The 25441-nt window shown below is 62.6% G+C and carries 21 protein-coding genes; 19 read left to right on the top strand and 2 right to left on the bottom strand.

Annotated features, from left to right (window positions below):
• The first annotated feature begins 150 nt into the window (after window positions 1–150).
• The 6 genes from accD to JAB8_RS15695 all read left to right on the top strand — a co-directional run bounded on the left by accD (window position 151) and on the right by JAB8_RS15695 (window position 6797).
• On the top strand, window positions 151–1023 hold the full coding sequence (gene accD / locus JAB8_RS15670; RefSeq protein ID WP_010400390.1) for an acetyl-CoA carboxylase, carboxyltransferase subunit beta: 873 nt from the start codon (window positions 151–153) through the stop codon (window positions 1021–1023).
• Between the two features lie 108 nt (window positions 1024–1131).
• Window positions 1132–2430, top strand: a complete 1299-nt coding sequence (gene folC, locus JAB8_RS15675) for a bifunctional tetrahydrofolate synthase/dihydrofolate synthase (RefSeq protein ID WP_070290537.1) — start codon at window positions 1132–1134, stop codon at window positions 2428–2430.
• Between the two features lie 24 nt (window positions 2431–2454).
• Window positions 2455–3441 carry an SPOR domain-containing protein gene (locus JAB8_RS15680; RefSeq protein ID WP_070221138.1) on the top strand — a complete coding sequence of 329 codons (987 nt, stop codon included), beginning with the start codon at window positions 2455–2457 and terminating at the stop codon, window positions 3439–3441.
• 20 nt (window positions 3442–3461) lie between these two features.
• Entirely contained in the window at window positions 3462–3950 is a 489-nt protein-coding gene (locus tag JAB8_RS15685; RefSeq protein ID WP_070221159.1) for a CvpA family protein, read from the top strand.
• Window positions 3951–3988: 38 nt separating this feature from the next.
• Entirely contained in the window at window positions 3989–5512 is a 1524-nt protein-coding gene (purF, locus tag JAB8_RS15690; protein WP_034750508.1) for an amidophosphoribosyltransferase, read from the top strand.
• Between the two features lie 43 nt (window positions 5513–5555).
• The gene (locus JAB8_RS15695; protein WP_070290538.1) at window positions 5556–6797 is read left to right on the top strand and encodes a cystathionine gamma-synthase family protein; all 1242 of its coding nucleotides are present in this window, start codon (window positions 5556–5558) and stop codon (window positions 6795–6797) included.
• Between the two features lie 217 nt (window positions 6798–7014).
• Here JAB8_RS15695 and lexA read toward each other — a convergent pair whose 3' ends face one another.
• A complete protein-coding gene (lexA, locus tag JAB8_RS15700) occupies window positions 7015–7650 on the bottom strand; it encodes a transcriptional repressor LexA (RefSeq protein WP_034750502.1) in 636 nt (211 codons plus the stop codon).
• A gap of 32 nt (window positions 7651–7682) precedes the next feature.
• Here lexA and JAB8_RS29105 point away from each other — a divergent pair, with 32 nt between their 5' ends.
• The 8 genes from JAB8_RS29105 to JAB8_RS15735 all read left to right on the top strand — a co-directional run bounded on the left by JAB8_RS29105 (window position 7683) and on the right by JAB8_RS15735 (window position 12728).
• Window positions 7683–7883 (top strand): hypothetical protein, encoded by a 201-nt coding sequence (locus tag JAB8_RS29105; protein WP_139143063.1) that lies wholly within the window; start codon window positions 7683–7685, stop codon window positions 7881–7883.
• A 42-nt stretch (window positions 7884–7925) separates the two neighbouring features.
• A complete protein-coding gene (rpsF, locus tag JAB8_RS15705; protein ID WP_034750499.1) occupies window positions 7926–8315 on the top strand; it encodes a 30S ribosomal protein S6 in 390 nt (129 codons plus the stop codon).
• Window positions 8316–8335: 20 nt separating this feature from the next.
• Entirely contained in the window at window positions 8336–8635 is a 300-nt protein-coding gene (priB, locus tag JAB8_RS15710) for a primosomal replication protein N (protein ID WP_034783455.1), read from the top strand.
• A 25-nt stretch (window positions 8636–8660) separates the two neighbouring features.
• Window positions 8661–8951: a 30S ribosomal protein S18 gene (rpsR, locus tag JAB8_RS15715; RefSeq protein ID WP_010400024.1), complete on the top strand. Its 291-nt coding sequence runs from the start codon at window positions 8661–8663 to the stop codon at window positions 8949–8951.
• Between the two features lie 27 nt (window positions 8952–8978).
• Window positions 8979–9434 carry a 50S ribosomal protein L9 gene (gene rplI / locus JAB8_RS15720; RefSeq protein WP_034783456.1) on the top strand — a complete coding sequence of 152 codons (456 nt, stop codon included), beginning with the start codon at window positions 8979–8981 and terminating at the stop codon, window positions 9432–9434.
• A 135-nt stretch (window positions 9435–9569) separates the two neighbouring features.
• Complete coding sequence (locus JAB8_RS15725) at window positions 9570–10955, top strand: replicative DNA helicase (RefSeq protein WP_034750488.1); 1386 nt, start codon at window positions 9570–9572, stop codon at window positions 10953–10955.
• A 93-nt stretch (window positions 10956–11048) separates the two neighbouring features.
• Complete coding sequence (locus JAB8_RS15730; RefSeq protein ID WP_010400015.1) at window positions 11049–11675, top strand: DUF47 domain-containing protein; 627 nt, start codon at window positions 11049–11051, stop codon at window positions 11673–11675.
• 39 nt (window positions 11676–11714) lie between these two features.
• Window positions 11715–12728: an inorganic phosphate transporter gene (locus JAB8_RS15735; RefSeq protein ID WP_070221141.1), complete on the top strand. Its 1014-nt coding sequence runs from the start codon at window positions 11715–11717 to the stop codon at window positions 12726–12728.
• Window positions 12729–12774: 46 nt separating this feature from the next.
• Here the strand turns inward: JAB8_RS15735 and JAB8_RS15740 are convergent, their stop codons facing one another.
• The gene (locus JAB8_RS15740; protein ID WP_070290539.1) at window positions 12775–13671 is read right to left on the bottom strand and encodes an MBL fold metallo-hydrolase; all 897 of its coding nucleotides are present in this window, start codon (window positions 13669–13671) and stop codon (window positions 12775–12777) included.
• Window positions 13672–13869: 198 nt separating this feature from the next.
• Here JAB8_RS15740 and JAB8_RS15745 point away from each other — a divergent pair, with 198 nt between their 5' ends.
• The 5 genes from JAB8_RS15745 to JAB8_RS15765 all read left to right on the top strand — a co-directional run bounded on the left by JAB8_RS15745 (window position 13870) and on the right by JAB8_RS15765 (window position 25413).
• Window positions 13870–15492 (top strand): HD family phosphohydrolase, encoded by a 1623-nt coding sequence (locus JAB8_RS15745; protein ID WP_070290540.1) that lies wholly within the window; start codon window positions 13870–13872, stop codon window positions 15490–15492.
• 50 nt (window positions 15493–15542) lie between these two features.
• Window positions 15543–17744: an adenylate/guanylate cyclase domain-containing protein gene (locus tag JAB8_RS15750; protein WP_070290600.1), complete on the top strand. Its 2202-nt coding sequence runs from the start codon at window positions 15543–15545 to the stop codon at window positions 17742–17744.
• A 209-nt stretch (window positions 17745–17953) separates the two neighbouring features.
• Window positions 17954–19564 carry a ShlB/FhaC/HecB family hemolysin secretion/activation protein gene (locus JAB8_RS15755; protein WP_070290541.1) on the top strand — a complete coding sequence of 537 codons (1611 nt, stop codon included), beginning with the start codon at window positions 17954–17956 and terminating at the stop codon, window positions 19562–19564.
• A gap of 16 nt (window positions 19565–19580) precedes the next feature.
• The gene (locus JAB8_RS15760; protein WP_070290542.1) at window positions 19581–24680 is read left to right on the top strand and encodes a filamentous hemagglutinin N-terminal domain-containing protein; all 5100 of its coding nucleotides are present in this window, start codon (window positions 19581–19583) and stop codon (window positions 24678–24680) included.
• Entirely contained in the window at window positions 24649–25413 is a 765-nt protein-coding gene (locus JAB8_RS15765; RefSeq protein ID WP_070219124.1) for a FecR domain-containing protein, read from the top strand. The genes JAB8_RS15760 and JAB8_RS15765 overlap by 32 nt, the downstream gene beginning before the upstream one ends.
• Window positions 25414–25441: the final 28 nt, after the last annotated feature.

A 25441-nucleotide genomic window follows, 5' to 3' on the forward strand; every position in this document is an offset into this window, starting at 1 on the left:
CCGGCGATAAACGGCTACACTTCGGCCACTGATTTGCCTGTTATTGTGCAATAGATAAAATTTTTGGTGGCGCCCCGCGGGGCGTCACCGTTGACCGTCTGCCGGGGGGCGTCCACCGACGCTACCCCTACAAGGGCCCAAGGAGAAAATATGAGTTGGTTGGAAAAACTGCTGCCACCGCGCATCCAGCGTTCTGATGCGGCCGCGCGCAAGACCATGCCGGAAGGCCTGTGGGTCAAGTGCCCGTCGTGCGAAGCCGTGCTGTACCGTACGGACCTGGAATCGAATTTGCACGTGTGCCCGAAATGCGACCACCACATGCGCATCCGCGCGCGTGAACGCCTCGACAGCCTGCTCGACGCGGGCGGCCGCTATGAAATCGGCCAGGAAATCCTGCCCGTCGATACCCTGAAGTTCAAAGACAGCAAGAAATACCCGGACCGCCTGAAGTCCGCCATGGAAGCGACGGGCGAGACGGATGCGATGGTCGTCATGGGCGGCGCCATCATGAGCCTGCCAGTAGTCGTGGCGTGCTTCGAATTCGAATTCATGGGCGGCTCCATGGGCTCGGTCGTGGGCGAGCGCTTCGTGCGCGGCGCGCAGATCGCGCTGGAGCAGAAAGTGCCGTTCATTTGCATCACCGCCACCGGTGGCGCGCGCATGCAGGAAGGCTTGCTGTCGCTGATGCAGATGGCGAAAACCACGGCCATGCTGACCAAGCTGTCGGAAAAGAAATTGCCATTCATCAGCGTGCTGACCGACCCGACCATGGGCGGCGTGTCCGCCTCGTTCGCCTTCATGGGCGACGTGGTCATTGCCGAACCGAAAGCGCTGATCGGCTTTGCCGGCCCGCGCGTGATTGAAAACACCGTGCGCGAAAAACTACCGGAAGGCTTCCAGCGCGCCGAGTTCCTCGTCACCAAGGGCGCCGTCGACATGATCGTCGACCGCCGCAAGATGCGCGAAGAAATTGCCCGTCTGCTGGCCTTGTTGCAAAACCAGGCTGTTGAAGTGCTGGCTTAATTTACCGCTGGCGTCGGGTTACGGCCTTTGGCCTAACCCGACCTACATCGTCCTGCCTCGTTATATCTCTTCTGCGCCTTGCGCATCGCATCCTTCAAGAAGTCTCCCATGCAAAACCTCCCTACGTCATTGCCGGACTGGCTCGCCATGCTGGAAACCCGCCATTCGGAAACCCAGATCAACATGGGCCTGGACCGCGTGCAAGCCGTCAAGGCGCGCATGCAGCTCGCTTTTACTTGCCCCGTGATCATGGTGGCGGGCACGAATGGCAAGGGCTCCACCTGCGCCATGCTGGAATCCGTGTTGTTGCGTGCCGGCTACAAAGTGGGCTTGTACATCAAGCCGCATTTCCTCGATTTTAACGAGCGCGCGCGCGTGCTGGGCGAGATGGCCAGCGACGAGCAGCTCGTCGCCAGCTTCCAGGCCGTCGAAGCCGTGCGCGGCGATACGCCGCTCACCTATTTCGAATTCACCACCTTGGCGATTTTGCATCTGCTGTCGCAAGCCAACCTGGACGTGGCCATCCTGGAAGTGGGCCTGGGCGGGCGCCTGGATGCCGTCAACGTGATCGACGCGGACGTGGCCATCGTCACCAGCGTCGATATCGACCACACGGATTACCTGGGCGACACGCGCGAAGCGATCGGCTTTGAAAAGGCGGGCATCTTCCGTCCGGGCAAGGCGGCCATCTGCAGCGACCCCGTGCCGCCGCAATCGTTGATCGACCATGCCGAGGCCATCGGCGCCGACCTGTGGCTGATGGGCCGCGATTTCAACTATTCGGGCGACAAGCAGCAGTGGAACTACGGCGGGCGCGAGCAGCGCCGCAATTCGCTGGCCTACCCGAGCTTGCGCGGCGCCAACCAGATCCTCAATGCGACGGCCGTGCTGGCCGCGCTGGAAGTGCTGAAGCTGAAACTGCCCGTGGGCGCGCAGGAAGTGCGCACTGGCCTCGTGACGGTGGAACTGCCGGGCCGCTTCCAGGTCTTGCCTGGTCGCCCCAGCGTGATCCTCGACGTGGCGCACAACCCCCACGCTGCGTCGGCGCTGAACCAGAACCTCGGTAATATGGGTTTCCACCCGTACACCTATGCCGTATTCGGTTCCATGCACGACAAGGATATCGATGGCGTGCTGGCCGCGATGAGTGAACACGTTGACCACTGGTGCCTGACGGGCCTGCCTTCGCCGCGCGCGGCCACGGCTTCCGAGCTGGCCGCCAAGGTGCAGATCATGCTCGAAGATAAGCCCGACAGCAGCGAACATACTGTGTCTATTTTCGATGATCCGGCACAAGCTTTTGCAAATGCAATGAGCCGGGCCGGTGAGAATGATAGAATTGTGGTCTTTGGTTCTTTCCTCACCGTTGCAGGCGTGATGAAGGCCCGAAAATCCTCACTTCACTGAAACGCACTCGACTGAAAATCACGCATGGGCTTGTTCTCGAAACTGTTTAAAAACAAGCAAGAATCCTCTGGCGAAGACAGCGGCTTTTATGTCCCTGGCGAAGCACAGTCGCCGACCCGCAAGCGCGCCGCCAACACCTCGGGTGGCGGCGGATCGCGCCGTGGCGGCAAGGAAGCACCGGATCCGGTCTTGCCTGAAAAAAAGCGCGCACGCCGCCGCCTGGTCGGGGCCGTCGCCCTGGCCCTGGGCGTCGCCGTCGGCTTGCCGATGCTGCTCGATTCGGAGCCGAAAGCACCGTTCAACGATATCGCCATCGACATTCCGTCGAAGGAAAAGGCGGCGCCTGCACCGGCGCCTGTGCCGGCCGTTCCGGTCCAGGCCGCATCGAATGGCCTGGACCAGTCCGAGGAAATCGTCGACGCGCCGCTGCCGCCTGCGGCCAAGCCGACGCCGGCCCCCGTGCTGGCCGCCGCCCAGCCTGTACCGGTCAAGCCGGCCTATGTGGAGCCGAAACCCGAACCCAAGCCCGAACCGAAGCCTGTCAAGGTGGAGCCGAAACCGGAACCGAAGCCCGAGCCGAAGCATGAAGCCAAGCCGGAGCCGAAACATGAGCCCAAGCCTGAACCGAAGCATGAAGTAAAGCCCGAAGCCAAGCCTGAGGCCAAGCCTGCCAAGCCGGCGCAATCGGCCGACGATGCCGCGCGCGCGCTGGCCATCCTGGAAGGCAAGCCGCAAGACAAGCCGCAAGAAAAAGCGCAAGACAAGGCCCACGACGCCGGCAGCGGCAAGTTCGTGGTGCAGGTGGCGGCGCTGGCGACGCAGGACAAGGTCGATGAATTGCAGGACAAGCTGCGCGAAGCGGGCATCAAGTCGTACACGCAGAAAGTCTCCAGTCCGGCGGGCGAGCGCATCCGCGTGCGCGTGGGACCGTTCGGCAGCCGCGAAGACGCGGAAAAGACGCGCGCCAAGTTGCAAAAGCTGGGCCTGGGCGGCTCTCTGGTGCCGGCGTGATGTTGCAAGGCTGAATGCGCGTGACGATCTTCGATTACCTGGTGCTGTTCGTGCTGGTGACTTCCGTGCTGATCAGCATGATGCGCGGCCTGGTCAAGGAAATACTGTCCCTGGTCAGCTGGATCGTGGCGTTCGTCATCGCCAATGCCTATGGCGCCACCCTGGCGAAATTTCTGCCGGAAGCCGTGCCGGGCGAAGCGATCCGTTTATTGCTGGCTTTCGTAGTGCTGTTCATCGGCGTGCGCATTTTGATGGGATTGCTGTCCATGACGGTTGACGCGCTCGTCAAGGTGACAGGCCTGAGTCTGGCCGACCGCACCCTGGGCAGCCTGTTCGGCGTGGCGCGGGGCCTTGTGATCGTGCTGACCGCCGTCATCTTGTGTGGCATGACTTCCATACCGCAGCAGCCATTCTGGAAAAACGCGCTGCTCAGTCCGCTCGCGGAACAGGGCGCGCGCGCCATCAAGCCTTATCTGCCTGCCGCTTACGCGCAGCATGTGAAATTTTGAATTTTTTTAAAATCAGTAGCACAGTTTAGGAGCACACCATGTGTGGCATCGTCGGCGTCGTTTCCCATCAACCTGTCAATCAATTGCTCTATGATGCATTGTTGCTCCTGCAACATCGCGGTCAGGACGCGGCAGGGATTGCGACCAATCACAGCAGTATGTTTTCCATGCACAAGGCCAACGGCCTCGTGCGAGACGTCTTCCGCACGCGCAACATGCGTTCGCTGCAAGGCACGACGGGCATCGGCCATTGCCGCTACCCGACGGCCGGTTCGTCGAGCGAAGAGGAAGCACAGCCGTTCTATGTGAATGCGCCGTTCGGCATCACCCTGGCGCACAATGGCAACCTGACCAACTGGGAACAGTTGAAGCTGGAAATGTTCAAGAACGACCGCCGCCACATCAATACCGATTCCGATTCGGAAGTGCTGCTCAACGTGCTGGCGCATGAAATCCAGGAAGCGACGACGGGCCTGAACCTGGACCCGGAAGCCATCTTCAAGGCCGTGACCGTGCTGAACCGTCGCGTCAAGGGCGGCTATGCCGCCGTCGCGCAAATCGCCGGCGTCGGCTTGCTGGCCTTCCGCGACCCGCACGGCATCCGCCCGCTGTGCCTGGGCATCAATGAAACGGAGCAGGGTCCCGAATACCTGATCGCTTCCGAATCCGTGGCCCTGGAAGGCATGGGCTTCCGCTTCGTGCGCGACATCGGTCCCGGCGAAGCCGTCTTCATCGATGCCGACAAGAAATTGCACAGCGCCCAGTGCGCCGACAATGCCAGCCTGAACCCCTGCGTGTTCGAATTCGTCTACCTGGCCCGTCCCGACTCCGTCATCGACGGCGCCTCCGTGTACGCCACGCGCCTGAAAATGGGCGAATACCTGGCCGAGAAGATCCGCGCCGAATTGCCAGGCGTGCATATCGACGTGGTCATGCCGATTCCCGATTCCTCGCGTCCGGCCGCCATCCAGCTGGCCATGGCGCTGAACATCGAATACCGCGAAGGCTTCATCAAGAACCGCTACATCGGCCGCACCTTTATCATGCCGGGCCAGGCGGCGCGCAAGAAATCCGTGCGCCAGAAGCTCAACGCGATCCCGTCCGAATTCAAGGATAAAGTGGTCTTGCTCGTCGACGATTCCATCGTGCGCGGCACCACCAGCCGTGAAATCGTGCAGATGGCGCGTGAAGCGGGCGCGACGAAAGTCATCTTCGCCTCGGCCGCGCCGCCCGTCATCTATCCGAACGTGTACGGCATCGACATGCCGACGCGCGACGAGCTGATCGCCTACGGCCGCACGACGGAAGAAGTGTGCCGCGAAATCACGGCCGATTACCTGGTCTACCAGGATATCGGCGCGCTCAAGCAGGCGATCGCCGACGTCAACCCGGCCCTGACCAACTTCGAGGCCTCGTGCTTCGACGGCGTCTACGTGACGGGCGACGTGTCGCAGGAATACCTGGACCGCCTGGAATATGCGCGCCACCATCCGAAGGCGGCAGCGCCCGAAGATACGCCGCGTTCCCAGCTGAACCTGAACCTGGCAACGACAGAAGCGTAATTATCTTGCCCGGCTAGCGCCGGGCTTTTTTTGCTCCGCGATCATGAACGATAAAAAAAACTACGGCTTTACCACCACCATCCTGCATAACGACCGCCGCAAGGGCATCGAGCATGGTTCGCTGCACAAGCCCGTGCACACCTCCGTCGCCTTCGGCTACGGCGATGCGCGCCAGCTCGCTTCCGTATTCCAGGGCAAGGAACCCGGTTTCCGCTATGGCCGCCAGGGCAACCCCACCGTGTCCGCGCTGGAAGACAAGGTCAACAAGATGGAAGACGGCGTGGCGACCTTGTGCTTCGCCACCGGCATGGGCGCCATCGGCGCCGTGGTGCAGTCGCTGCTGCGCGCGGGCGACCATGTCGTCTCGTCGGCCTTTTTGTTTGGCAACACCAACAGCCTGTGGCAAACGGTGACGGGGCAGGGCATCGCCGTATCCTTCGTCGACGCCACCGAGGTGGCCAACGTGGCGGCCGCCATCACGCCTGCCACGCGCATCGTGTTCGTGGAAACCATCGCCAATCCGCGCACGCAGATCGCCGACCTGAAAAAAATCGGTGACCTGTGCCGCGAAAAGGGCATCTTGTACATCGTCGACAACACGATGACGACGCCGTATTTGTTCCGCCCGAAAGCCGTGGGCGCGGGCCTCGTGGTCAATGCCTTGACGAAATCCATCGGCGGCCACGGCAATGCGCTGGGCGGCAGCTTGACGGACACGGGCGTGTTCGACTGGACGCAGTATCCGAATATTTTCGAGAATTACAAGAAGGCGGCGCCCGCGCAGTGGGGCATCGCGCAGATCCGTGCCAAGGCCTTGCGCGACTTCGGCGCCTCGCTGGGTCCGGAAGCTGCGCATCATATCGCCGTCGGCGCGGAAACCATGGCCTTGCGCATGGACCGCACCTGCTCGAACGCCCTGGCGCTGGCCACCATGTTGCAGGCCGACCCGAGAGTGGCGGCCGTGCACTACCCGGGCTTGCCGTCGCACCCGCAGCACGCCTTGGCGAGCGACCTGTTCCGCAGCTATGGTTCGCTGTTCAGCTTTGAATTGAAGGATGGCATCGATTGCTTCGATTTCCTCAATCGTTTGAATCTGGCTATTCCCGCGAGCAACCTGGGCGACACGCGTACCCTCGTCATTCCCGTCGCCCACACGATCTTCTATGAGATGGGCGCCGAGCGCCGCGCCAGCATGGGCATCGCCGAATCGCTGATCCGCGTCTCCGTCGGTATCGAGGATGAGGTGGATCTGCTTGAGGATTTCCGCCAAGCACTCGATGTATAAGTCGCCGGACAAATGAAAAGGGCCGCAACAGTCATGCTGTTGCGGCCCTTTGTTTTTCGCCGTTCAATGGTAATGTCTTCGTGCCTTCAGAAACCGTAGCGAGCAAGTCCAATATCGGGTTGAGTAGCGGAGCTGTACATTGTACGGGGGCGCCCAGCTAGCGAGCAACGGATGCCCGAGAGTGGGCTGCGCAGTAGGTTTATGAGGGCGCGCTCAATCAGTGCCAGCTGCGCATCAAGCCGACTGCTAAGCCTTCCAGGGCAAATTCATCTTCCGGCGACACGGTGATGACCTTGAAATCGGGGTTTTCCGGCAGCAATTCGATGACGGAACCCGTCTTCTTGTAGCGCTTGACCGTGACTTCGTCGCCGATGCGGGCCACGACGATCTGGCCATTCTTGGCGCTGTCGACCTTTTTGACGGCCAGTAAATCGCCATCCATGATGCCGGCGTCGCGCATGGACCAGCCGCGTACCTTCAGCAGGAAGTCGGGCTTGGCCGAAAACAGGGCGGGGTCCACGTTGTAGCTCGCTTCCAGGTTTTCCTGGGCAAGGATGGGCGAACCGGCGGCCACCCTGCCGATCAGGGGCAGCGACATCAGCAGTGCCGCCGGCACTTTCGATGGCGGCGCTTCGGCTGCCGCGCCGATCAGGCGGATGCCGCGCGAGGTGCCGGGCGAAATCTCGATCGCGCCCTTGCGGGCCAGGGCCTGCAAATGCTCCTCGGCCGCATTGGCCGATTTGAAACCCAGTTCATTGGCAATTTCGGCACGGGTGGGAGGAAAGCCCGTGTTTTCAATCGCGTCCTTGATCAGGTTCAGGATTTGTTCTTGTCGTGCTGTCAGCTTGATCATGAGCGGTGGGTGCATACTAAAATGCTGTCTATATGAACAGTCTGTATTTTTGTACAGTATCGCCCACTATGCAAGGGGATTTCCGTGTTTTCGGCGAATTTCGCAAGAAATACTTGTTCCCGGTCGAAAAGCACGGTGGTCCGCGGGCTTTTCGGGTGCTGGCGCAAGCAATGATTGAAACGTTTGCAAAAGGCGGTTATAATCTTCGGCTGACCTTCCCACACCCGTCTTGACGCCGGGGTGGGCGATTATCAATCCGACCTGAAGGAGTTTGCATGCGTCATTATGAAATAGTCTTTATCGTCCATCCGGACCAAAGCGAGCAAGTGCCCGCGATGATCGAACGCTACAAAGCCAGCGTAACCACCCGCGGCGGTTCGGTTCACCGCGTGGAAGATTGGGGCCGCCGTCAAATGGCTTACTCGATCCAAAAGCTGCCTAAAGCACACTACATCTGCCTGAACATCGAATGCGACAACGAGACCCTGGTCGAGTTGGAAACAGCATTCAAATTCAATGATGCCGTGTTGCGTCACCTGACCGTTAAAATGAAGAAAGCTGAAACAGCTCCTTCGCCGATGATGAAATCGGTACAACGCGAAGACGCGGCCAAAAGCCACCGCACCGAAGCACCAGCAGCCGCTCCAGCCGCAGCAGCAGCTTAATTCTTGACCAGGATCGTGCGCTGAACCAGCTACAAGTCACCGCCATCATTGCCGAGCGCGAAATATTGCGCTATACCCCGGCAGGGCTGCCGATTGTGAATGCAGTATTGCAACACAGTTCGCAGCAGATGGAAGCAGGGATTGCCCGTTTGACCGAGTTTGATGTTGCCGCGCTAGCCGCTGGCGAAATTTCAGGCCGGTTCAGTCAGGCAAGCTTGGGCGGGGTGTATCAGTTCACGGGTTTCCTGGCCAGGAAGAGCCGCAACAGCAAGAGTTTGGTGTTTCACATCATTGATTTTAGTGCAGTCAATTCTGACTAGCGCATTTTAGATACAGGAGCCTGACATGGCATTCGGTAAAAAGTTCGACAAAAATAAGCTCAAGCTTAAAGAAAAACGCAAACAGCAAAACCCTTTGTTCAAACGTAAGAAGTTCTGCCGCTTCACGGCAGCTCACGTTGAGCAAGTCGACTACAAAGACGTCGACACGCTGAAAGACTTCGTCCAGGAAAACGGCAAGATCATGCCAGCACGCCTGACCGGTACCAAAGCGCACTACCAGCGCCAAGTCGACACCGCAATCAAGCGCGCTCGCTTCCTCGCGCTGCTGCCATACACCGATCTGCACCACGCTTAATCGGTCAGATATTCCTGGAGAAGAACTATGCAAATCATTCTGTTAGAAAAAGTTGTAAACGTCGGTAACCTCGGCGAAGTCGTCAAAGTCAAAGACGGTTACGCACGTAACTTCCTGATCCCGCAACGCCTGGCACGTCGTGCTACGGCAACCGCTGTGGCTGAATTCGAAGTCAAGCGCGCCGAACTGGAAAAAGCTGCTGCCGCCAAACTGGCCGCATCGCAAGCCCAGGGCGAAAAACTGAGCGGCCTGACCGTTCAAGTTGCTCAAAAAGCTGGCGTCGATGGCCGTCTGTTCGGTTCCGTCACCAACTTCGACATCGCTGAAGCGCTGACCAAGCAAGGTTTTGCTGTTGAAAAAGCACAAATCCGCATGCCTACCGGCCCGCTGAAGATCGTTGGCGAGCACAACGTTTCGGTTGCTCTGCACACCGACGTGGTCGTGGAAGTTGTTATCGCTGTCGTTCCAGACGCGAACGCGTAATCGTCTGCGGGCCTGGCCCGCAAGCGCTGCCGCACTATGAAAAGCCGGGTTCGCCCGGCTTTTTTGTGGCCTTTTTTTCGCTCATTTTCAGCCCTTTATTTTTGCCGGCACGCCGAAGCGGGTATAATTCGCGCCATGAACGCCCCCTCTGATCCGCAACTGGATTCCCTCCGTATTCCGCCGCATTCGATCGAAGCAGAACAATCCGTTATCGGTGGTCTGCTGCGCGACAATGCCGCCTATGACCGCATCGCCGACTTCATGCATGCGGAGGATTTCTATCGCTATGACCATCGCATCATCTTCGAGCAAATCGTCAAGATGGTTAACGCTTCCAAGCCAGCCGATGTCATTACTGTTTTTGAAACCCTGACCCAGCTCGGCAAGGCCGATGACGTGGGCGGACTCGCTTACCTGAACGCCATGGCGCAAAACACGCCATCGGCCGCGAACATCCGGCGCTATGCCGAGATCGTGCGCGACCGCGGCGTGCTGCGCAAGCTCATTACCGTCGCCGACGATATCTCCGGCACGGCCTTCAGCCCGCAAGGCAAGGAAGTCAAGCAGATGCTTGACGAGGCCGAATCGAAGATTTTCGCCATCGCCGAAGAAGGCGCGCGCGGCGCCCAGGGCTGGACCGCCATCCAGCCCCTGCTGACGCAGGTGGTCGAGCGCATCGACGAACTGTACAGCCGCGACAACCAGAGTGAAATCACGGGCGTGCCCACCGGTTTCATCGACCTCGACCGCATGACCTCGGGTCTGCAGCCGGGCGACCTGGTGATCGTGGCGGGCCGTCCGTCGATGGGCAAGACGGCGTTTTCCGTCAACATCGGCGAAAACGTGGCCATCGACAGCGGCTTGCCCGTGGCCGTGTTCTCGATGGAGATGGGCGGCGCCCAGCTGGCCATGCGTATGCTCGGCTCCGTCGGACAGCTGGACCAGCACCGCCTGCGCACGGGCCGCCTGAACGACGAAGACTGGCCGCGCCTGACGAATGCAATCCAGAAGATGAACGACGCGCAGTTGTACATCGATGAAACGCCGGCGCTCAACTCGATCGAATTGCGCGCCCGTTCGCGCCGTTTGTCGCGCCAGTGCGGCAAGCTGGGCCTGATCATCGTCGATTACTTGCAGCTGATGTCGGCCAATACGCCGGGCGACAACCGCGCCACGGAGATTTCCGAGATTTCGCGTGGCTTGAAAGGCCTGGCGAAAGAACTCGGTTGCCCCGTGATCGCGCTGTCACAGTTGAACCGCTCGCTGGAACAACGCCCGAACAAGCGTCCCGTGATGTCCGACTTGCGCGAATCGGGCGCTATTGAGCAGGATGCCGACGTGATCCTGTTCATTTACCGCGACGAGGTGTATAACCCCGACTCGCCGGACAAGGGGACGGCCGAAATCATCATCGGCAAACAACGTAACGGTCCAATCGGCAGCATCCGCCTCACCTTCATGGGGCAGTACACCAAATTTGGCAATTACAGTGGTGGCCTGGCGCTTTACCAAGGCGACTAAGACTCAGCAGCACTGATATTCCATTGGCCGCCCCCTCATACGGGGCGGCTTTCTGTAGTAAATAACACGACTCAATGCTTAACGGAGAATGACATGTTTGGACGCTTGATGCCCACTGAGGGCAAGTTTTTTGAATTGTTTAACCAGCACGCGGAATTGTGCGTCAAGGGCGCGAAAGAGATGCTCGGCCTGATGACCAATTTCGACGACCTGGAAAACCGCGTGCATGCGATCGAAAGCATCGAGAAACAGGCGGACAAAGTCACCTACGCCACCGTGGAAATGCTGCACAAGACCTTCATCACGCCGATCGACCGCGACGACATCCATCAGCTGATCACGCGCCAGGACGATATCCTCGACCTGCTGGAAGATGCGGCGCAAACCGTTTCGCTGTACGACCTGAAGGCCGTCACGCCGGAAGCCAAGCGCCTGGCCGAACTGGTGCTGGCCTGTACCGAGAAAGTGCGCGACGCCGTCGCCATGCTGCACAATATGGACAACTCGCGCAAGATCGTCGCCATCTGCGAAGAGATCGACCGCCTGGAATCGGACGCCGACCACGTGATGCGCGCCGCCATGTCCAAGCTGTTCCGCGACGAACCGGATGTGCGCAACCTGATCAAGCTGAAAGCGATCTACGAAATTCTGGAAACCGTGACCGACCGTTGCGAAGATGTGTCCAATATTATCGAAGGCATCATCGTCGAAAACGCGTAAGCGTTGGGCCTGTCCTGAACCAGAATCAGAAAAGAAACTATAATGACCATACAAATCAGCATCTACGTGCTAGGCCTGTTGATCGTCCTCGCGCTGCTGTTTGACTTCATGAACGGCTTCCACGATGCCGCCAACGCGATTGCCACGGTGGTCTCGACGGGCGTATTGAAACCGCAGACCGCGGTTGCCATGGCCGCCACGTTCAACTTCGTCGCCATCTTCGTGTTCCACCAGCTGACCGTGGCCGCCACGGTGGGCAAGGGCACCATCGACCCGGCCGTGATCGACCAGTACGTGATCTTCGGCGCGCTGATGGGCGCCATCTTCTGGAATTTGTTTACCTGGTACTACGGCATTCCCTCGTCGTCCTCGCACGCCCTGATCGGCGGCCTGGTGGGCGCCGCTGTCGCCAAGTCCGGCACGGGCGCGCTGGTCGCGGCCGGCCTGTGGAAAACCGTGGCCTTTATCGTCATCGCCCCCGTGCTGGGCTTCGTGTTCGGCTCCATCATGATGCTGATCGTGTCGTGGATTTTTGTCCGTTCGACGCCGCGCAAGGTCGACAAGTGGTTCCGCCGTTTGCAACTGGCATCGGCAGCCGCCTACAGCCTGGGCCACGGCGGCAACGATGCGCAAAAAACCATCGGCATCATCTGGATGCTGCTGATCGCGGCCGGCTACTCGAACGTGAACGACCAGATGCCGCCGATGTGGGTCATCATCTCGTGCTACACGGCCATCAGCTTCGGCACCCTGTTCGGCGGCTGGCGCATCGTCAAGACCATGGGCCAGAAGATCACCAAGTTGAAACCCGTCGGCGGCTTCTGCGCCGAAACGGGCGGCGCCATCACCCTGTTCGTCTCGACGGCGCTGGGCATTCCCGTGTCGACCACGCACACGATCACGGGCGCCATCGTCGGCGTCGGCTCGGCGCAAAAAATGTCGGCCGTGCGCTGGGGCGTGGCGGGCAATATCGTCTGGGCCTGGATCTTCACGATTCCCGCATCGGCCTTCGTCGCCGCAGTCGCCTGGTGGATTGGCCACCACATCATGTAATGGATAGCCAACGCCAGTAAAAAGGGAGCCTTGCGGCTCCCTTTTTTTATGCGCCGGCCAGTTCCACCGTCAGCCCCTCGCTGGCGAGGAACACCTGCAGGCCGGCCAGGCGGCTCGCATAGCGGCCCATCACGTCGGCAAACACGGCTTCGAGCTGCTCGTCGCTGCGGGTCGGTTCGTGGTGGGTGCAGTACAGGTGCCGCGCGCCGCAGCGCAGGGCCAGGTCGAAGGCGGCGTCGAAGGTGCCGTGGCCCCAGCCCTGCTTGCCCGGGTATTCTTCGCGCGTGTACGAGCAATCCATGATCAGCGCATCGACGCCGGCCACCAGCGCATCGATGCCGGCCTGGCGCTGCGCATTGCGCGCCGCGCAGGCCGCATGCTCGGCGTGGCCGGGCGGATGCAGGTTGTAGAACGGTTCATGGTCGCCGCTGAAAAACAGCGAGGCGCCGCCGCAGTCGATGCGGTAGCCGAGGTTGACCACCGGATGGTTCATTTCCGCGCCGCGCACGCGCGCGCCGCCCACTTCGACGGCTTCGCCGGGCGCCAGGGTGCGGTACTCGATGCAGGCCGCCATGGCCGCTTCGCTGACGGGAAAATAACTGCCCTGCAGCTGCACCGCCATCACGTGCTCGATGCCGCGCCCGCTGTTGCCGTCCAGGGCGCCATGCAGGCGCATGCGGTTGCCGGCCACGAACAGGGGCGAGAACATGGGCAAGCCGTGGATGTGGTCCCAGTGGCTGTGCGTGATGAAGACGTGCGCGTCGACGGGCTGGCCCGGCGGCAGTTGCTGCGCCAGCGCGAAGATGCCGCTGCCGGCATCGAGAATGATCAGGCTGTCGTTGTCCGTGCGCACTTCGATGCACGTGGTGTTGCCGCCATAGCGCGCCGTGCGCGGGCCGGGGGAGGGGATGGAGCCGCGCACGCCCCTGAACGTGAATTTCATTCAGTACCTTGTTACAGTGTAATTATTGTTGATTCTATTCTAATTAATGAGATTGGCGGCAACATTTATGCGTGTTGCGTTACGGAAAGTAATTTCATTTTGTTGTGACTAAGTAATGTACAGTGCGCAGGGTCGCCGTTACACTGGCGCTTGCCGACGTCCCCTTTTTTGCTTGCCCATTACCTGATTGCCACCAATATGCCTCAGCTGCACCCTGAGAAAATCGCCCACAGACTGGAGCAATTGACCGAACTCAGCGTCGCGCTCGGCCACGGCCTGGGCGGTGAGGGGCGCGACATTGGCGCGCTGCTGCAGCGCATCGTGCTGCTGGCGAAAAGCATGAGCGGCGCCGACGGCGCCACCTTGTACCGGCCCGCGCTTGACGGGCGCCAGCTGGCGTTCGACATCAGCGTCAACGACAGCCTGGGCATCGCGCAGGGGGCGGACATGGGTTTGCCGGGCGTACCCCTGTTCGATGGCGCCGGCCAGCCCAACCTGGCGTCGGTGGCCGCGTATGCGGCGAACATGCGCCGCAGCGTGAATATCGCCGACGTCTACCGCGACGAGGTCTTCAATTTTTCCGGCATGCGCGATTTCGATCGCCACCACGGCTACCATACGCAATCGATCCTGACGGTGCCCATGAGCGATCACGAGGGCGACTTGATTGGCGTGCTGCAGCTGGTCAATGCCAAGGATGGCGAGACGGGCCAGGTGCGCGCCTTTTCCTCCACCGACCAGCGCTTCATCGAGGCGCTGGCCGCGCAGGCTGGGGTGGCACTGACCAATCAGCTGCTCATTTCGCAGCTGGAAGAGCTGCTCGAGTCGCTCGTTACCCTGATCAATATCGGCATCGATGAAAAGTCGCCGTACACGGGACGGCATTGCCAGTTCGTGCCCGAGCTGACGATGTTGCTGGCCGACGCCGCGCATGCGACGCAAACGGGGCCGCTGGCCGATTTCCGGCTCAGCGACAACGAGCGCAAGCAGCTGTGGCTGGCCGGCCTGCTGCACGATTGCGGCAAGATCACCACGCCCGTGCACGTGGTCGACAAGGCCACCAAGCTGGAAACGATTTTCGACCGCATCGCCCTGATCGACACGCGCTACGAAGTGCTGCTGCGCGACGCCGAGATCGAGGCCCTGCGTCTGCAAGCCGCGCAGCCGCAACAGAAGGACGCCATTGCCCGCGCGCTGGAGCAGGAGCAGGCGGCGCTGCGCGAAGAGCGCGATTTCATCCGCACGGTCAACATCGGCGGCGAGAGCATGGCGCAGGCCGACCAGGAAAGGGTGCGGCAGATCGCCCGGCGCCGCTGGCGCGCGGCCGACGGCGAACTGCGCGATTTTCTCGACGCCGACGAGACGGAGAACCTGACCATCCGCGCCGGCACCCTGACGGCGGCCGAGCGGGCCATCGTCAACAACCATATCAGCGTGTCGATCCGCATGCTCGAAGCGCTGCCGTGGCCCAAGCACCTGCAAAAGGTGCCCGAATATGCGGGCGGCCACCATGAGCGCATGGATGGCAAGGGTTATCCGCGCGGGCTGACGAAAGAGCAGATGTCGGTGCCGGCGCGGCTGATGGCGATTGCCGACATTTTCGAGGCGCTGACGGCGCGCGACCGGCCCTACAAAAAGGGCAAGTCGCTGTCCGAATCGCTGCGCATCCTCGGTAATTTCAGCCTGAACGGCCATATCGACCCGGAGCTGTTCGACGTTTTCATCCGCAGCAAGGTCTATCTGACCTTCGCTGAAAAGCACATGCATCCGAGCCAGATCGATGCCGTCGACGAGGCGGCCATTCCGGGCTATACCCCTTGAAGCTGCCGCAGTCCTGGCGCAAGCATGGGGCGCGGTCGCTGCTGGGCATAATGCTGACCGTGGCGGCGGCCGTGCTGTGCCTGGCCGGCAACGACACGATCGCGCGGCTTGACGCCATGCTGGGCGACTGGCGCATGCGCTTTGATGCGCCGCAGCTCGACCGCCGCATCGTCATCGTCGACATCGACGAGCAAAGCCTGGCCCGCGTGGGCCGTTTTCCCTGGAGCCGCGACGTGCAGGCGCGCCTGGTGCGCCAGCTCACCGGCCATTACGGGGTGGCCGCGCTGAGTTTCGATATCTCGTTTCCCGAAGCGGACACCAGTTCCGGTTACGCCGTGCTGCAAGGCCTGGCGCGCGGCGAACTGGCCGGCGTGGCCGGCTTGCCGGCGCAGCTGGAAAAGCTGCGCCCGGCCATGGACTACGACGGCCTGTTTGCCGAGGCCATGCGCGGCCAGCCCGTGGTGCTCGGCTACAGCGTCTCGGAGCAGCAAAGGAAGGGCGTGCTGCCCAGGCCCGCCTTTACCGTCGCCGATTTGAACGGGCGCACGGTCACGGCCTACGTGGCGCGCGGCTACGAAGCCAATATCGCACCCCTGCAGGCGGCCGCGCAGGGCGCCGGCATCTTCACGGCGCTGACCGATGCCGACGGCGTCGTGCGTTCCTCGATCCTGTTGCAGCGCATCGGCGACGGCTATTATCCTTCGCTGTCGCTGGCCACCGTCGCCGTCTACCTGCAGGCGCGCGCCATCGCTCCCCGTTTCACGGGCACGGCCGATACCCTGTCGGCGCGCGAACTGGCCAATGGCGGCCTCGAACACATCATGCTGTTCACGCCGCGCGGCGCGATGGCGATTCCTGTCGGCGAAGCCTTGACGACCACGGTGCAGTACCGCGGCGCGGGCGGCCCCGATGGCGGCGCCTTCCGCTACGTGTCGGCCGCCGACGTGCTGGCCGGCACGGTGCCGCCCGCGCTGCTCAAGGGCGCCATCGTGCTGGTGGGCACCACGGCGCCCGGCTTGAACGATATCCGCGCCACGCCCGTGAATGCCGAATATCCGGGGGTGGAGGTGCACGCCAACCTGATCAAGTCCATGCTCGACGGGCGTTTCAAGGCGCGGCCCGACTACGCGCTGGCGTTGGAACTGGTGCAGATCGTGCTGTTTGGCCTGCTGCTGGCGGGCGCCCTGGCCGTGCTGCCGCCGGCTGGCGTGATGCTGGCTACCGTGGCCGCGCTGGCCGCCGCCATCGGCATCAACCTGTACCTGTACGCCGTGCACGACCTGGTGCTGGGCGGTGCCGTGCTGTTGCTGCTGATCCTTGCGCTATTCATCGCCAACCTGGCGTGGGGTTATTTTTTCGAGGTGCGCAAGGGACGCGCGCTGGTGGCCCGTTTCGGCGAGTACGTGGCGCCCGAGCTGGTGGCCGAGATGGCCGACGATCCGCGCCGCTACACGATGGAGGGCGAGAACCGCGAACTGACGGTACTGTTTGCCGACGTGCGCGGTTTCACGGCCATTTCCGAGCAGCTGGCCCCGGCCGCGCTGCGCGAATACATCAACGCATACCTGACGGCCATGTCGGAAGATATCCGCGACAGCCATGGCGGCACCTTGGACAAATACATCGGCGACGCCGTGATGGCGTTCTGGGGCGCGCCCGTCGCCTTTGGCGATCACGCCAGCCGGGCCGTGGCCAGCGCCCTGCTGATGCAGGCAAGCGCGGCGCGGCTGAACCAGCAATTTTGCGCGCGCGGCTGGCCGGCGCTGCGCATCGGCATCGGCATCAATACGGGGCCCATGCATGTGGGCGACATGGGCTCGCGCATCCGCCGCGCCTATACCGTGATGGGCGACAGCGTCAACCTGGCCGCGCGCCTGGAAGGCGCCAGCAAGCTGTATGGCGTGGGCATCGTGGTGGGCGAGGCCACGCGCGCGGCCGCCCCGGATTTCCTGTACCGCGAGCTCGACCGGATCAGGGTGCTGGGCAAGCAGGAAGCGGTGGCCATCTTCGAGCCGCGCTGCCTGCTGGCCGGCGCCGCGACGGCCGAACTGGCGCAGCTCGAGCGCTGGCACGCGGTGCTGGACCGGCTGCGCGCGCGCGACTGGGCGCAGGCAGGTGCGCAGCTGGCCCATTTGCAGGCGGACTTTCCCGACGATGGCCTGTACCGGCTGTACGCGGCGCGCCTGGAGCAGTACCGCAACGCGCCACCGCCATGGGACTGGGATGGCGTGACAGCATTGCACAGCAAATAGCCCGCCATTCGCCGGAAAAGGCAAGCGATTGCGGCATTTTTTACCATGGCGTGCGCATTGTTTGTTGCATTGCGATAAAAAACAGGGGGAAATGTTAGAAATTTCTGACTGGAAACTAAAAGCCGTCTAAAATTTGTCTTCAATCCATTGCCGGACATGCTGGCGCCTGCGGGCCGCGCGCTTGTCCGGTTACACAAGAAATCCTTCACATGACATATCGTTTGGTGCACCTGCTTGCGGGTTCCGCGCTGCTGTTCGCCGTCGGCGCCGCCGGCGCCGCTGTTTCCATGGATGACGCCGCGCCTGCCACGCAGGGCGACGGCGTGCCGCGCTTCGAGATCCGCCGCTTCGACGTCCAGGGCAATACCCTGCTCACGCCCGCGCAAGTGCAGGCCCTGCTGGCGCCTTACACGGGAGCGCAGCGCGATTTTTCCGACATCGCGCGCGCCGTCGAGGCACTGGAGGGGGCTTACCGCGAGCGCGGTTACAGCGCCGTGCAGGTGCAATTGCCCGAGCAGGAACTGGAGCGCGGCGTGGTGCGCCTGAGCGTGCTGCAAACGCCGCTGGGCAAGCTTGCCATCGGCGGCAATACGCATGTGGACGAGGCCAACGTGCGACGCGCCTTGCCGTCTCTTCGCGAAGGCGAGACGCCGAACTTGCCGGCGCTGTCGCAAAGCCTGAGGCTGGCCAATGAAAACCCGGCGCGCAAGATCGAAGTGCGCCTGCAAGCCGATGAACCGGCGGGCGCCATCGACGCCATCGTCACGGTGGCCGACGAAAAGCCCTGGAAAGCCATGCTCAACGTGGACAATACGGGCAACGCGCAAACGGGCAAGACGCACGTGGGTGTGGTGCTGCAGCATGCGAATCTGTTCGGCCTCGATCATGTCGCCAGCCTGCAATACACGAGCAGCCTGGAAAAGCCGGACAAGGTGGGCGTGTATGGCGCCGGCTACCACTTGCCGCTGTATGCGCTGGGCGACTCGATGGATTTTTTTGCCAGCTATTCGAACGTCGATTCGGGCAGCGTCTCGGCCGGCATTTTCGACCTGGCCGTCAGCGGCCAGGGCAGCATGGCCGGCATCCGCTACAACCAGAACTTTGCCCGCAGCGGCGATTTCGAACCCAAGCTCGTGTACGGCATCGACTACAAGGCTTACCGCAACAGCGTGCAGCTGTTCGGCATGGAACTGGGCGCCGACGTCACCGTGCATCCGCTCAGCGTCAGCTATATCGGCAACTGGACCTTGCCCACGGGCGAGACCAGCGTGGCGGTCACCTTCGCGCACAATATCCCTGGCGGCAAGCACGGCGCGCAAGCCGATTTCGACCGCGTGCGCGCGCACGCCAAGGCGGCCTACAACACGGTGCGCCTGAGCGCCAGTGCGGGACGCGTGCTGGCCGGCGACTGGCAATGGCGCGCGCTCGCCAACGCGCAGATCACGCCCGATGCGCTGGTGCCGGGCGAGCAGTTCGGCGCCGGCGGCGCCGCGTCCGTGCGCGGCTTTGCCGAGCGCGAGGTATCGAACGATTCGGGCGTCAACCTGAACCTGGAACTGTACACGCCGAACTGGTGCGGCCAGGCGCTCGGCTACCAGTGCCGCGCGCTGGCGTTCTATGACACGGCCTGGCTGCGCCGCAACCATGCGCTGCCCGGCGAAAGCGCGTCGCAAGGCATCAGCAGCGGCGGCCTCGGCCTGCGTTTGCTGCTGAGCCGCTACGCCAATCTGCAACTCGATTACGCCCATGTCGTCAATGGCGGCGACACGGGACAGCGGGGCGCCAACCGCCTGCATTTCCGCCTCGCCTTGGCCTACTAGCATCAGGATGAACACCATGCACAACCACGTCCAGCACGCCTCCGCTTTCATCCTGACGCCCGCCTTTTCATTCCCGCTTGCGCCGCCCCTGCGCCGCACGGCGCTGGCACTGCTGCTGGCCGGCTGTTTCGGCGCCGCGCAGGCCAACCCCGCCTTGCCGCAGGTGGTCAACGGACAGGCCACGTTCAGCCAGCAGGGCAACATCTTTTCGATCACGAACACGCCCAACACCATCATCAACTGGCAGAGTTTTTCCATCCATGCGGGCGAAATCACGCGCTTCATCCAGCAAAGCGGCAATAGCGCCGTACTGAACCGCATTACGGGACAAGACCCCAGCAAGATCCTGGGCGCGCTCGAATCGAACGGCAAGGTCTTCCTGATCAACCCGAACGGCATCGTTTTCGGCCAGGGGGCGAAAGTGGACGTGAACGGGCTGGTCGCCTCCAGCCTGGGCATGACGAATGAGGATTTCCTGGCCGGCAAGCGCCAGTTCACGGCCGGCGGCGTGGCCGGCGGCGTCAGCAATGCGGGCATGATTAACGCGGACAAGGGCGGGCAAGTGCTGCTGATCGCGCCGAACGTGGAAAACACGGGCATCATCACGGCGCCCAATGGCGAAGTGATCCTGGCGGCCGGGCGCAGCGTGCAGCTGGCCGACCCCGGCAATCCGCAATTGCGCGTACTGGTCTCTGCGCCGGCCGACCAGGCGCTGAACCTGGGCCAGATCATCGCACAGGGCGGCAGCATCGGCATGGCCGGCGCGCTGGTCAGCCAGCGCGGCGTGCTCAACGCCAACAGCGCCGTCGTCGGCGAGAACGGCAGGATCGTGCTCAAGGCCAGCGGCAAGGCGCTGCTCGAAGCGGGTAGCGTCACCAGCGCCGCGGGGTCGGCCGGCACGGGCGGCCAGATTCAAGTGCTGGGCGAGCAAGTGGGTTTGCTGGGCAATGCAAAGGTCGACGCCAGCGGCGCGACGGGCGGCGGCACGGTCTTGCTGGGCGGTGATTACCAGGGCAAGAACGCGGCCGTGCACAATGCGCGGCAAGTACTCGTCGGCAAGGATGCCAGCGTCAATGCCGATGCGATTGTCAGCGGCAACGGCGGCAAGGTCATCGCCTGGGGCAATGAATCGGCCCAGGTGCACGGCAGCATTTCCGCGCGCGGCGGCGCGCAAGGCGGCGACGGCGGCTTCGTGGAAACGTCCGGCCATTACCTGGCCGTCGACGGCATCCGCGTCAATACCAGCGCGGCGCGCGGCAAGCGCGGCAACTGGCTGCTCGATCCGTATGATATCGACGTGGTGCAGGGACCGGGCGGCAACCTTGCCAATGTCGATCAGTTCAGCGACATGCCGTCGACCGGCAGCACCAGCATCGGCGCCGATACGATCTCCGGCGCCACCAGCGACGTCACCTTGCAAGCCCTGCATCGCATCAATTTCAGCAGTTCGGTGAACATGCTCAATTCCGGCGTCAGCCTGACCGCGCAGGCGGGCGAAACCATCAATGTCTACGCCGCCATCACCACCAACGGCGGCAATGTGACCCTGTCGGCGAATGACCCTGCTAGCACCAGCGGCAACTATGGCCCGGGATCGAACGTCAATCTGAACGCGGCCATTACCAGCAACGGCGGCAACATTTCGCTATCGGGCGCCAGCATCGAGGGCGCCGCCGCGGTCCATGTCGGCAACGGCAATCTGAGCTTGCGCGCGAATGACGCGCTGGGCGGCATCAATCTGTCGGGCGGCGCCGGCCAGCTTGCTGGCAACGGCATCGCCGGCCAGACGGTGACCCTGCAGGCCGACAATATCACCGTTGCCGGCGGCATCGACGTCGGCGGCACGGCGGGCGGCGCAAATGTCATCATCAAACCCCTGAGCAGTGCGCGCAGCATCGACCTGGGCACCAAATCGGGTACGGCCCTCAGTTTGAACGCGGTTGAGCTGGCCGGCATCTCTGCCGCGTCGCTGACCATCGGCGACGGCACGAACACGGGCGGCTTGCGGATATCGGATGCGCTTGCCAGGAGCGGCGATCTGCACCTCAATTCCGGTTCCGCCATCACGGCCACGGGCGCCGTGACGGTGGGTGGCAGCTTTGTGCTCGACGGCGGCGCCTGGGTGCAAAGCGCGGCGGCCCTGCCAGGATTTAGCGCCAGAAACTTCACCATCGGCAGCGGTGCCAGTTTCCTGCGCGTGGCCGGCGGCGACGGTGCCGCCACACCTTATCTGCTCGCCGATATCTATGGCTTGCAAGGCATCGCCAGCCTCGGTCTGGGCAACAGCTATCGCCTGGCCGGCAATATCGACGCCAGCGGCACGGCGAACTGGAACGATGGCCAGGGCTTTGTGCCGATCGCCGGCAGCGGCAGCGGTTTTTCCGGCGTGTTCGATGGCGGCGGATTTACGCTCAGCAATTTGAAAATCGACCGCAGCCTGGTGCCTGGTCAGGCGGCAGGCCTGTTTGGCACCGTGCAGGGCGGCACCTTGCGCAACCTGACCCTGAGCGGCGGCAGCGTCACCGGCAGGGCGAACGTGGGCGCGCTGGCGGGCGAGGTCGTCAGCGGCACTATATCCGGCGTGAACAGCAGCGTCGCCGTCAGCGGCCAGCGCAATGTCGGCGGCCTGGTGGGCAGCAACGGCGGCGCCATCACGCTGTCGGCCAGCAGCGGCGCCGTCACCGGCGTCAATGCCGACAACGGCGGCGCCATCGGCGGCCTGGCGGGATCGAATGCGTCCGGCGCCAGCATCGCGACTTCGTACGCCACCGGCGTGGTGACGGGCGCGCGCGAAATGATCGGCGGCCTGGTCGGCAACAACCAGGGCGCGCTGAGCCAGTCTTATGCCACTGGCAATGTCACTGGCGCGCGCAGCATCGGCGGCCTCGTGGGATTGAACGGCGGCAGCATCAACGATGCATATGCCAGCGGCGCCGTGGGCCGGGCCGTTACCGCCGATCCCATCCTGTCCATGGAAAACATGGGCGGGCTGGTCGGTGAAAGCACGGGCAGCGTCAGCCATGTCTTCAGCAGCGGCGCCGTGAGCGGCGACGGCTACGCGTCCGTGGGCGCGGTGGCCGGCCGCGTGTCCGCCGGTTCCCCGTTCAGCTATGGCTTTTTCAATTATGAAACATCGCTTGTGCAGACCGGTGGCGGCGGCTCCAGCGGCCGCAGCACGGCGCAGATGCGGCAGCAGGGCAGCTTCAGCGACTACAATTTCAGCAGCGTGTGGCGCATTTACGAAGGCTACACGACGCCGATGCTGAAGGCTTTCCTCAAGCCGCTGCAAGTGAACCTCGCGGGCAATGCCACGGGCAAGGTCTACGATGGCCAGCTGGCCGCCTTCCTCGGTTCGATCGCCTATGTGGGATTGATCGACGGCGACACGGGCGTGAATGGCAGCCTCGGCTACGGCAGCAACGCGCGCAACGTGGGCAGCTATGCGGCGACGGGCCTGTGGTCAACCAAGTACGACATCACCATGGGCGGCACGACGACCTTCGCCATCACGCCGCGCACCCTCAACGTGCAATTTAACGGCGTCAACAAGGTCTATGACGGCACGACGGGCGCCGCGCTGGGTTTCGGCGATGACCGGGTTGCCGGTGACCGCCTGGACCTGTCGGCCCTGGCCAGCTTCAGCGACAAGAATGCGGGCGCGGGCAAGACGGTATTCGTGACGAACCTGAGCCTGGGCGGCGCCGATGCGGGTAATTACCTGCTGACCTCGACGGGCGGCACGACGCAGGCGACGATTGCGCAAAAACAATTGTCGACCTGGGTAGGCAGCGGCAGCGGCTTATGGAGCGATGCGGCCAACTGGGACGGCGGCGTGGTGCCGGAAGGCGCGAACGTGCTGGCTGTCGACTTTAGCAACAGCAAGGGCATCGTGACCTACAGCGCGGCGGCCGGCAACACCATCCTGAAAAACCTGACGGCGTCCGCAGGCTTACTGCTGACGGGCGGCAGCCTGACCCTCGGTGACAAGGCGCCGGATAGTTCCCTGCTGGCCAGCCTGGAAGTCAACGGCGGCAACCTGTTGCTGAACGGCAGCCTGTCGGCGGATCGTTACGTGCAAGGCGGTGGCGTGTTGAGCGGCAATGGCAACTTGCTCGTCGCCAACAGCTTTAATCAGACTGCCGGCGCCATCCGGCTGGCGGGCCAGCTGGCCATCACGCAAGCGGCTGGCGACTTGCGCTTCGCCAGCCTGGCGGCCAACGATGTGCAGCTGAGCGCCTTGAACGGCGCCATCGGCCAGGACGGTGCGGTGCTCGCCAGCAGCCTGACCGCGCAGGCGCGCGACGGCATCGTGCTGAGTAATGCGGGCAATCAGGTCAGCAGTTTTAGCGCCAGCAATAGTGCGGGGGGCGGCATTGCGCTGAACAATACCTCGGCGCCGGGCATCTTGACCCTGGGAACACTGACCACTGGCGCGGGCAATATCGCCATCGACAACACGGGCGGCGTCATGGCTGGCAATATCGATGCGAATGGCGGCAACGTCAGCGTGACGGCGCACAGCCCCGTCACCGTCAACGGCAGGATCGCGGGCAATGACATCGCGCTCAATGCCAGCACCGACGTGGTGCTGGGCGATGGCGCGCAGCTGGCGGCGGCGCGTGACATCAGCCTGATGGCGGGACGCGACATCAGTATCAATGGCAACTCCCGCGTAGCCAGCGGCGGCAATTTTACCGCCAGCGCGGAAGGCAATGTGCTGTTTGCGGACACGGCAAGTTTCACTTTGCCGGCCGCTGCCAGCATGAGCGTGCTGGCGAAAACGGGCAGCATCTCGGGCACGCAGGGCGTGCGTATCAATCGCCAGCGCACCAGCGTCGGCTTGCAGGCGCCGAATGGCACGGTAAGCATGGCGGATGCCATCTTCCTGCCCGTCACGACCGTCGAACAGCCCGTGATCGACGCCGCCACGAGCGCGGCCATCAATGACGCCTTGCGCATTATTAAGCAGGCCGACTATTCCAACGTCCCGCTCGCTTCCAAACTGCCGGCCAAGCCTGCTGACAAGGTGCCGGACGACAAGGATGTTGCCGCCTCCGCAGGTAACTCAACAGGACCTACAAAAAATGAATCTGTTAAAAAAATGTACTGCAATTAAGGCCTTCTTGTGGCTGGCCCTGATGTGCGTGGGCGCGCATGCCTGGGCCGGCCAGGTGGCCGGCACCGTCATGCAATTGAGCGGTCCGCTGATGGCGAAAAAGGCCGATGGCAAGGTGAAATTACTGGCCATCAAGTCGGAAGTCGAGCAGGGCGACACCTTGCTGACGGAAAAGGAGACCTATGCCTTGATCAAGCTGATCGACAATAGCGAAATCACCTTGAAACCGAATACCAGTTTCGTGATCGAGCAATTCAGCTACACGGCCGAGCAGCCCGATGGCGACCACGCCGTCTTCAGCCTGCTCAAGGGGGGCTTGCGTTCCGTCACGGGGCTGCTGGGCAAGCGCAACAAGGAGCGCTTCGAGATGAAGACGCCGGCCGCTACCATCGGCATTCGCGGCACGACATTTATTGCCGAGTATATTGGCCCGTCGACGCCTGCACTGTTGACGCCTGTGCTGTCGGCGCCTGCATCGTCGATGCCTCGGGCTCCCGGCCTGTATGTGCAAGTGCTCGATGGCCTGATCAATTTGACCAATCCTGCCGACACACTCAATTTCAGCGCCGGCCAGTTCGGCTATACGCCGAATTTCCGGCAGCCGCCGGTGGTGCTGCCGGCCAATCCGGGCATAAAGTTTGCGCCGCCGCCCGTGTTCAATTCCAGCATGCCCCCGACCGCCAGCAGTACCACGCCCGGCAAGTCGAACAACGTCGACTGCGAAGTACGCTAAGTTTCGCTTGACCTTCCCATCATGGTAG

This window comes from Janthinobacterium sp. HH106 (genome assembly GCF_001758725.1).
Lineage (GTDB): Bacteria > Pseudomonadota > Gammaproteobacteria > Burkholderiales > Burkholderiaceae_D > Janthinobacterium.

Excerpts from the sequence above, each read along its gene's own strand:
- JAB8_RS15740 (WP_070290539.1), bottom strand. The coding sequence starts at position 13,671 with ATGAAATTCACGTTCAGGGGCGTGCGCGGCTCCATCCCCTCCCCCGGC.
- JAB8_RS15745 (WP_070290540.1), top strand. The coding sequence starts at position 13,870 with ATGCCTCAGCTGCACCCTGAGAAAATCGCCCACAGACTGGAGCAATTG.
- rpsF (WP_034750499.1), top strand. The coding sequence starts at position 7,926 with ATGCGTCATTATGAAATAGTCTTTATCGTCCATCCGGACCAAAGCGAG.
- JAB8_RS15755 (WP_070290541.1), top strand. The coding sequence starts at position 17,954 with ATGACATATCGTTTGGTGCACCTGCTTGCGGGTTCCGCGCTGCTGTTC.
- lexA (WP_034750502.1), bottom strand. The coding sequence starts at position 7,650 with ATGATCAAGCTGACAGCACGACAAGAACAAATCCTGAACCTGATCAAG.
- purF (WP_034750508.1), top strand. The coding sequence starts at position 3,989 with ATGTGTGGCATCGTCGGCGTCGTTTCCCATCAACCTGTCAATCAATTG.
- JAB8_RS15680 (WP_070221138.1), top strand. The coding sequence starts at position 2,455 with ATGGGCTTGTTCTCGAAACTGTTTAAAAACAAGCAAGAATCCTCTGGC.
- rpsR (WP_010400024.1), top strand. The coding sequence starts at position 8,661 with ATGGCATTCGGTAAAAAGTTCGACAAAAATAAGCTCAAGCTTAAAGAA.
- JAB8_RS29105 (WP_139143063.1), top strand. The coding sequence starts at position 7,683 with ATGAACAGTCTGTATTTTTGTACAGTATCGCCCACTATGCAAGGGGAT.
- JAB8_RS15695 (WP_070290538.1), top strand. The coding sequence starts at position 5,556 with ATGAACGATAAAAAAAACTACGGCTTTACCACCACCATCCTGCATAAC.
- accD (WP_010400390.1), top strand. The coding sequence starts at position 151 with ATGAGTTGGTTGGAAAAACTGCTGCCACCGCGCATCCAGCGTTCTGAT.
- rplI (WP_034783456.1), top strand. The coding sequence starts at position 8,979 with ATGCAAATCATTCTGTTAGAAAAAGTTGTAAACGTCGGTAACCTCGGC.
- JAB8_RS15760 (WP_070290542.1), top strand. The coding sequence starts at position 19,581 with ATGCACAACCACGTCCAGCACGCCTCCGCTTTCATCCTGACGCCCGCC.
- JAB8_RS15725 (WP_034750488.1), top strand. The coding sequence starts at position 9,570 with ATGAACGCCCCCTCTGATCCGCAACTGGATTCCCTCCGTATTCCGCCG.
- folC (WP_070290537.1), top strand. The coding sequence starts at position 1,132 with ATGCAAAACCTCCCTACGTCATTGCCGGACTGGCTCGCCATGCTGGAA.
- JAB8_RS15765 (WP_070219124.1), top strand. The coding sequence starts at position 24,649 with ATGAATCTGTTAAAAAAATGTACTGCAATTAAGGCCTTCTTGTGGCTG.
- JAB8_RS15750 (WP_070290600.1), top strand. The coding sequence starts at position 15,543 with ATGCTGACCGTGGCGGCGGCCGTGCTGTGCCTGGCCGGCAACGACACG.
- JAB8_RS15730 (WP_010400015.1), top strand. The coding sequence starts at position 11,049 with ATGTTTGGACGCTTGATGCCCACTGAGGGCAAGTTTTTTGAATTGTTT.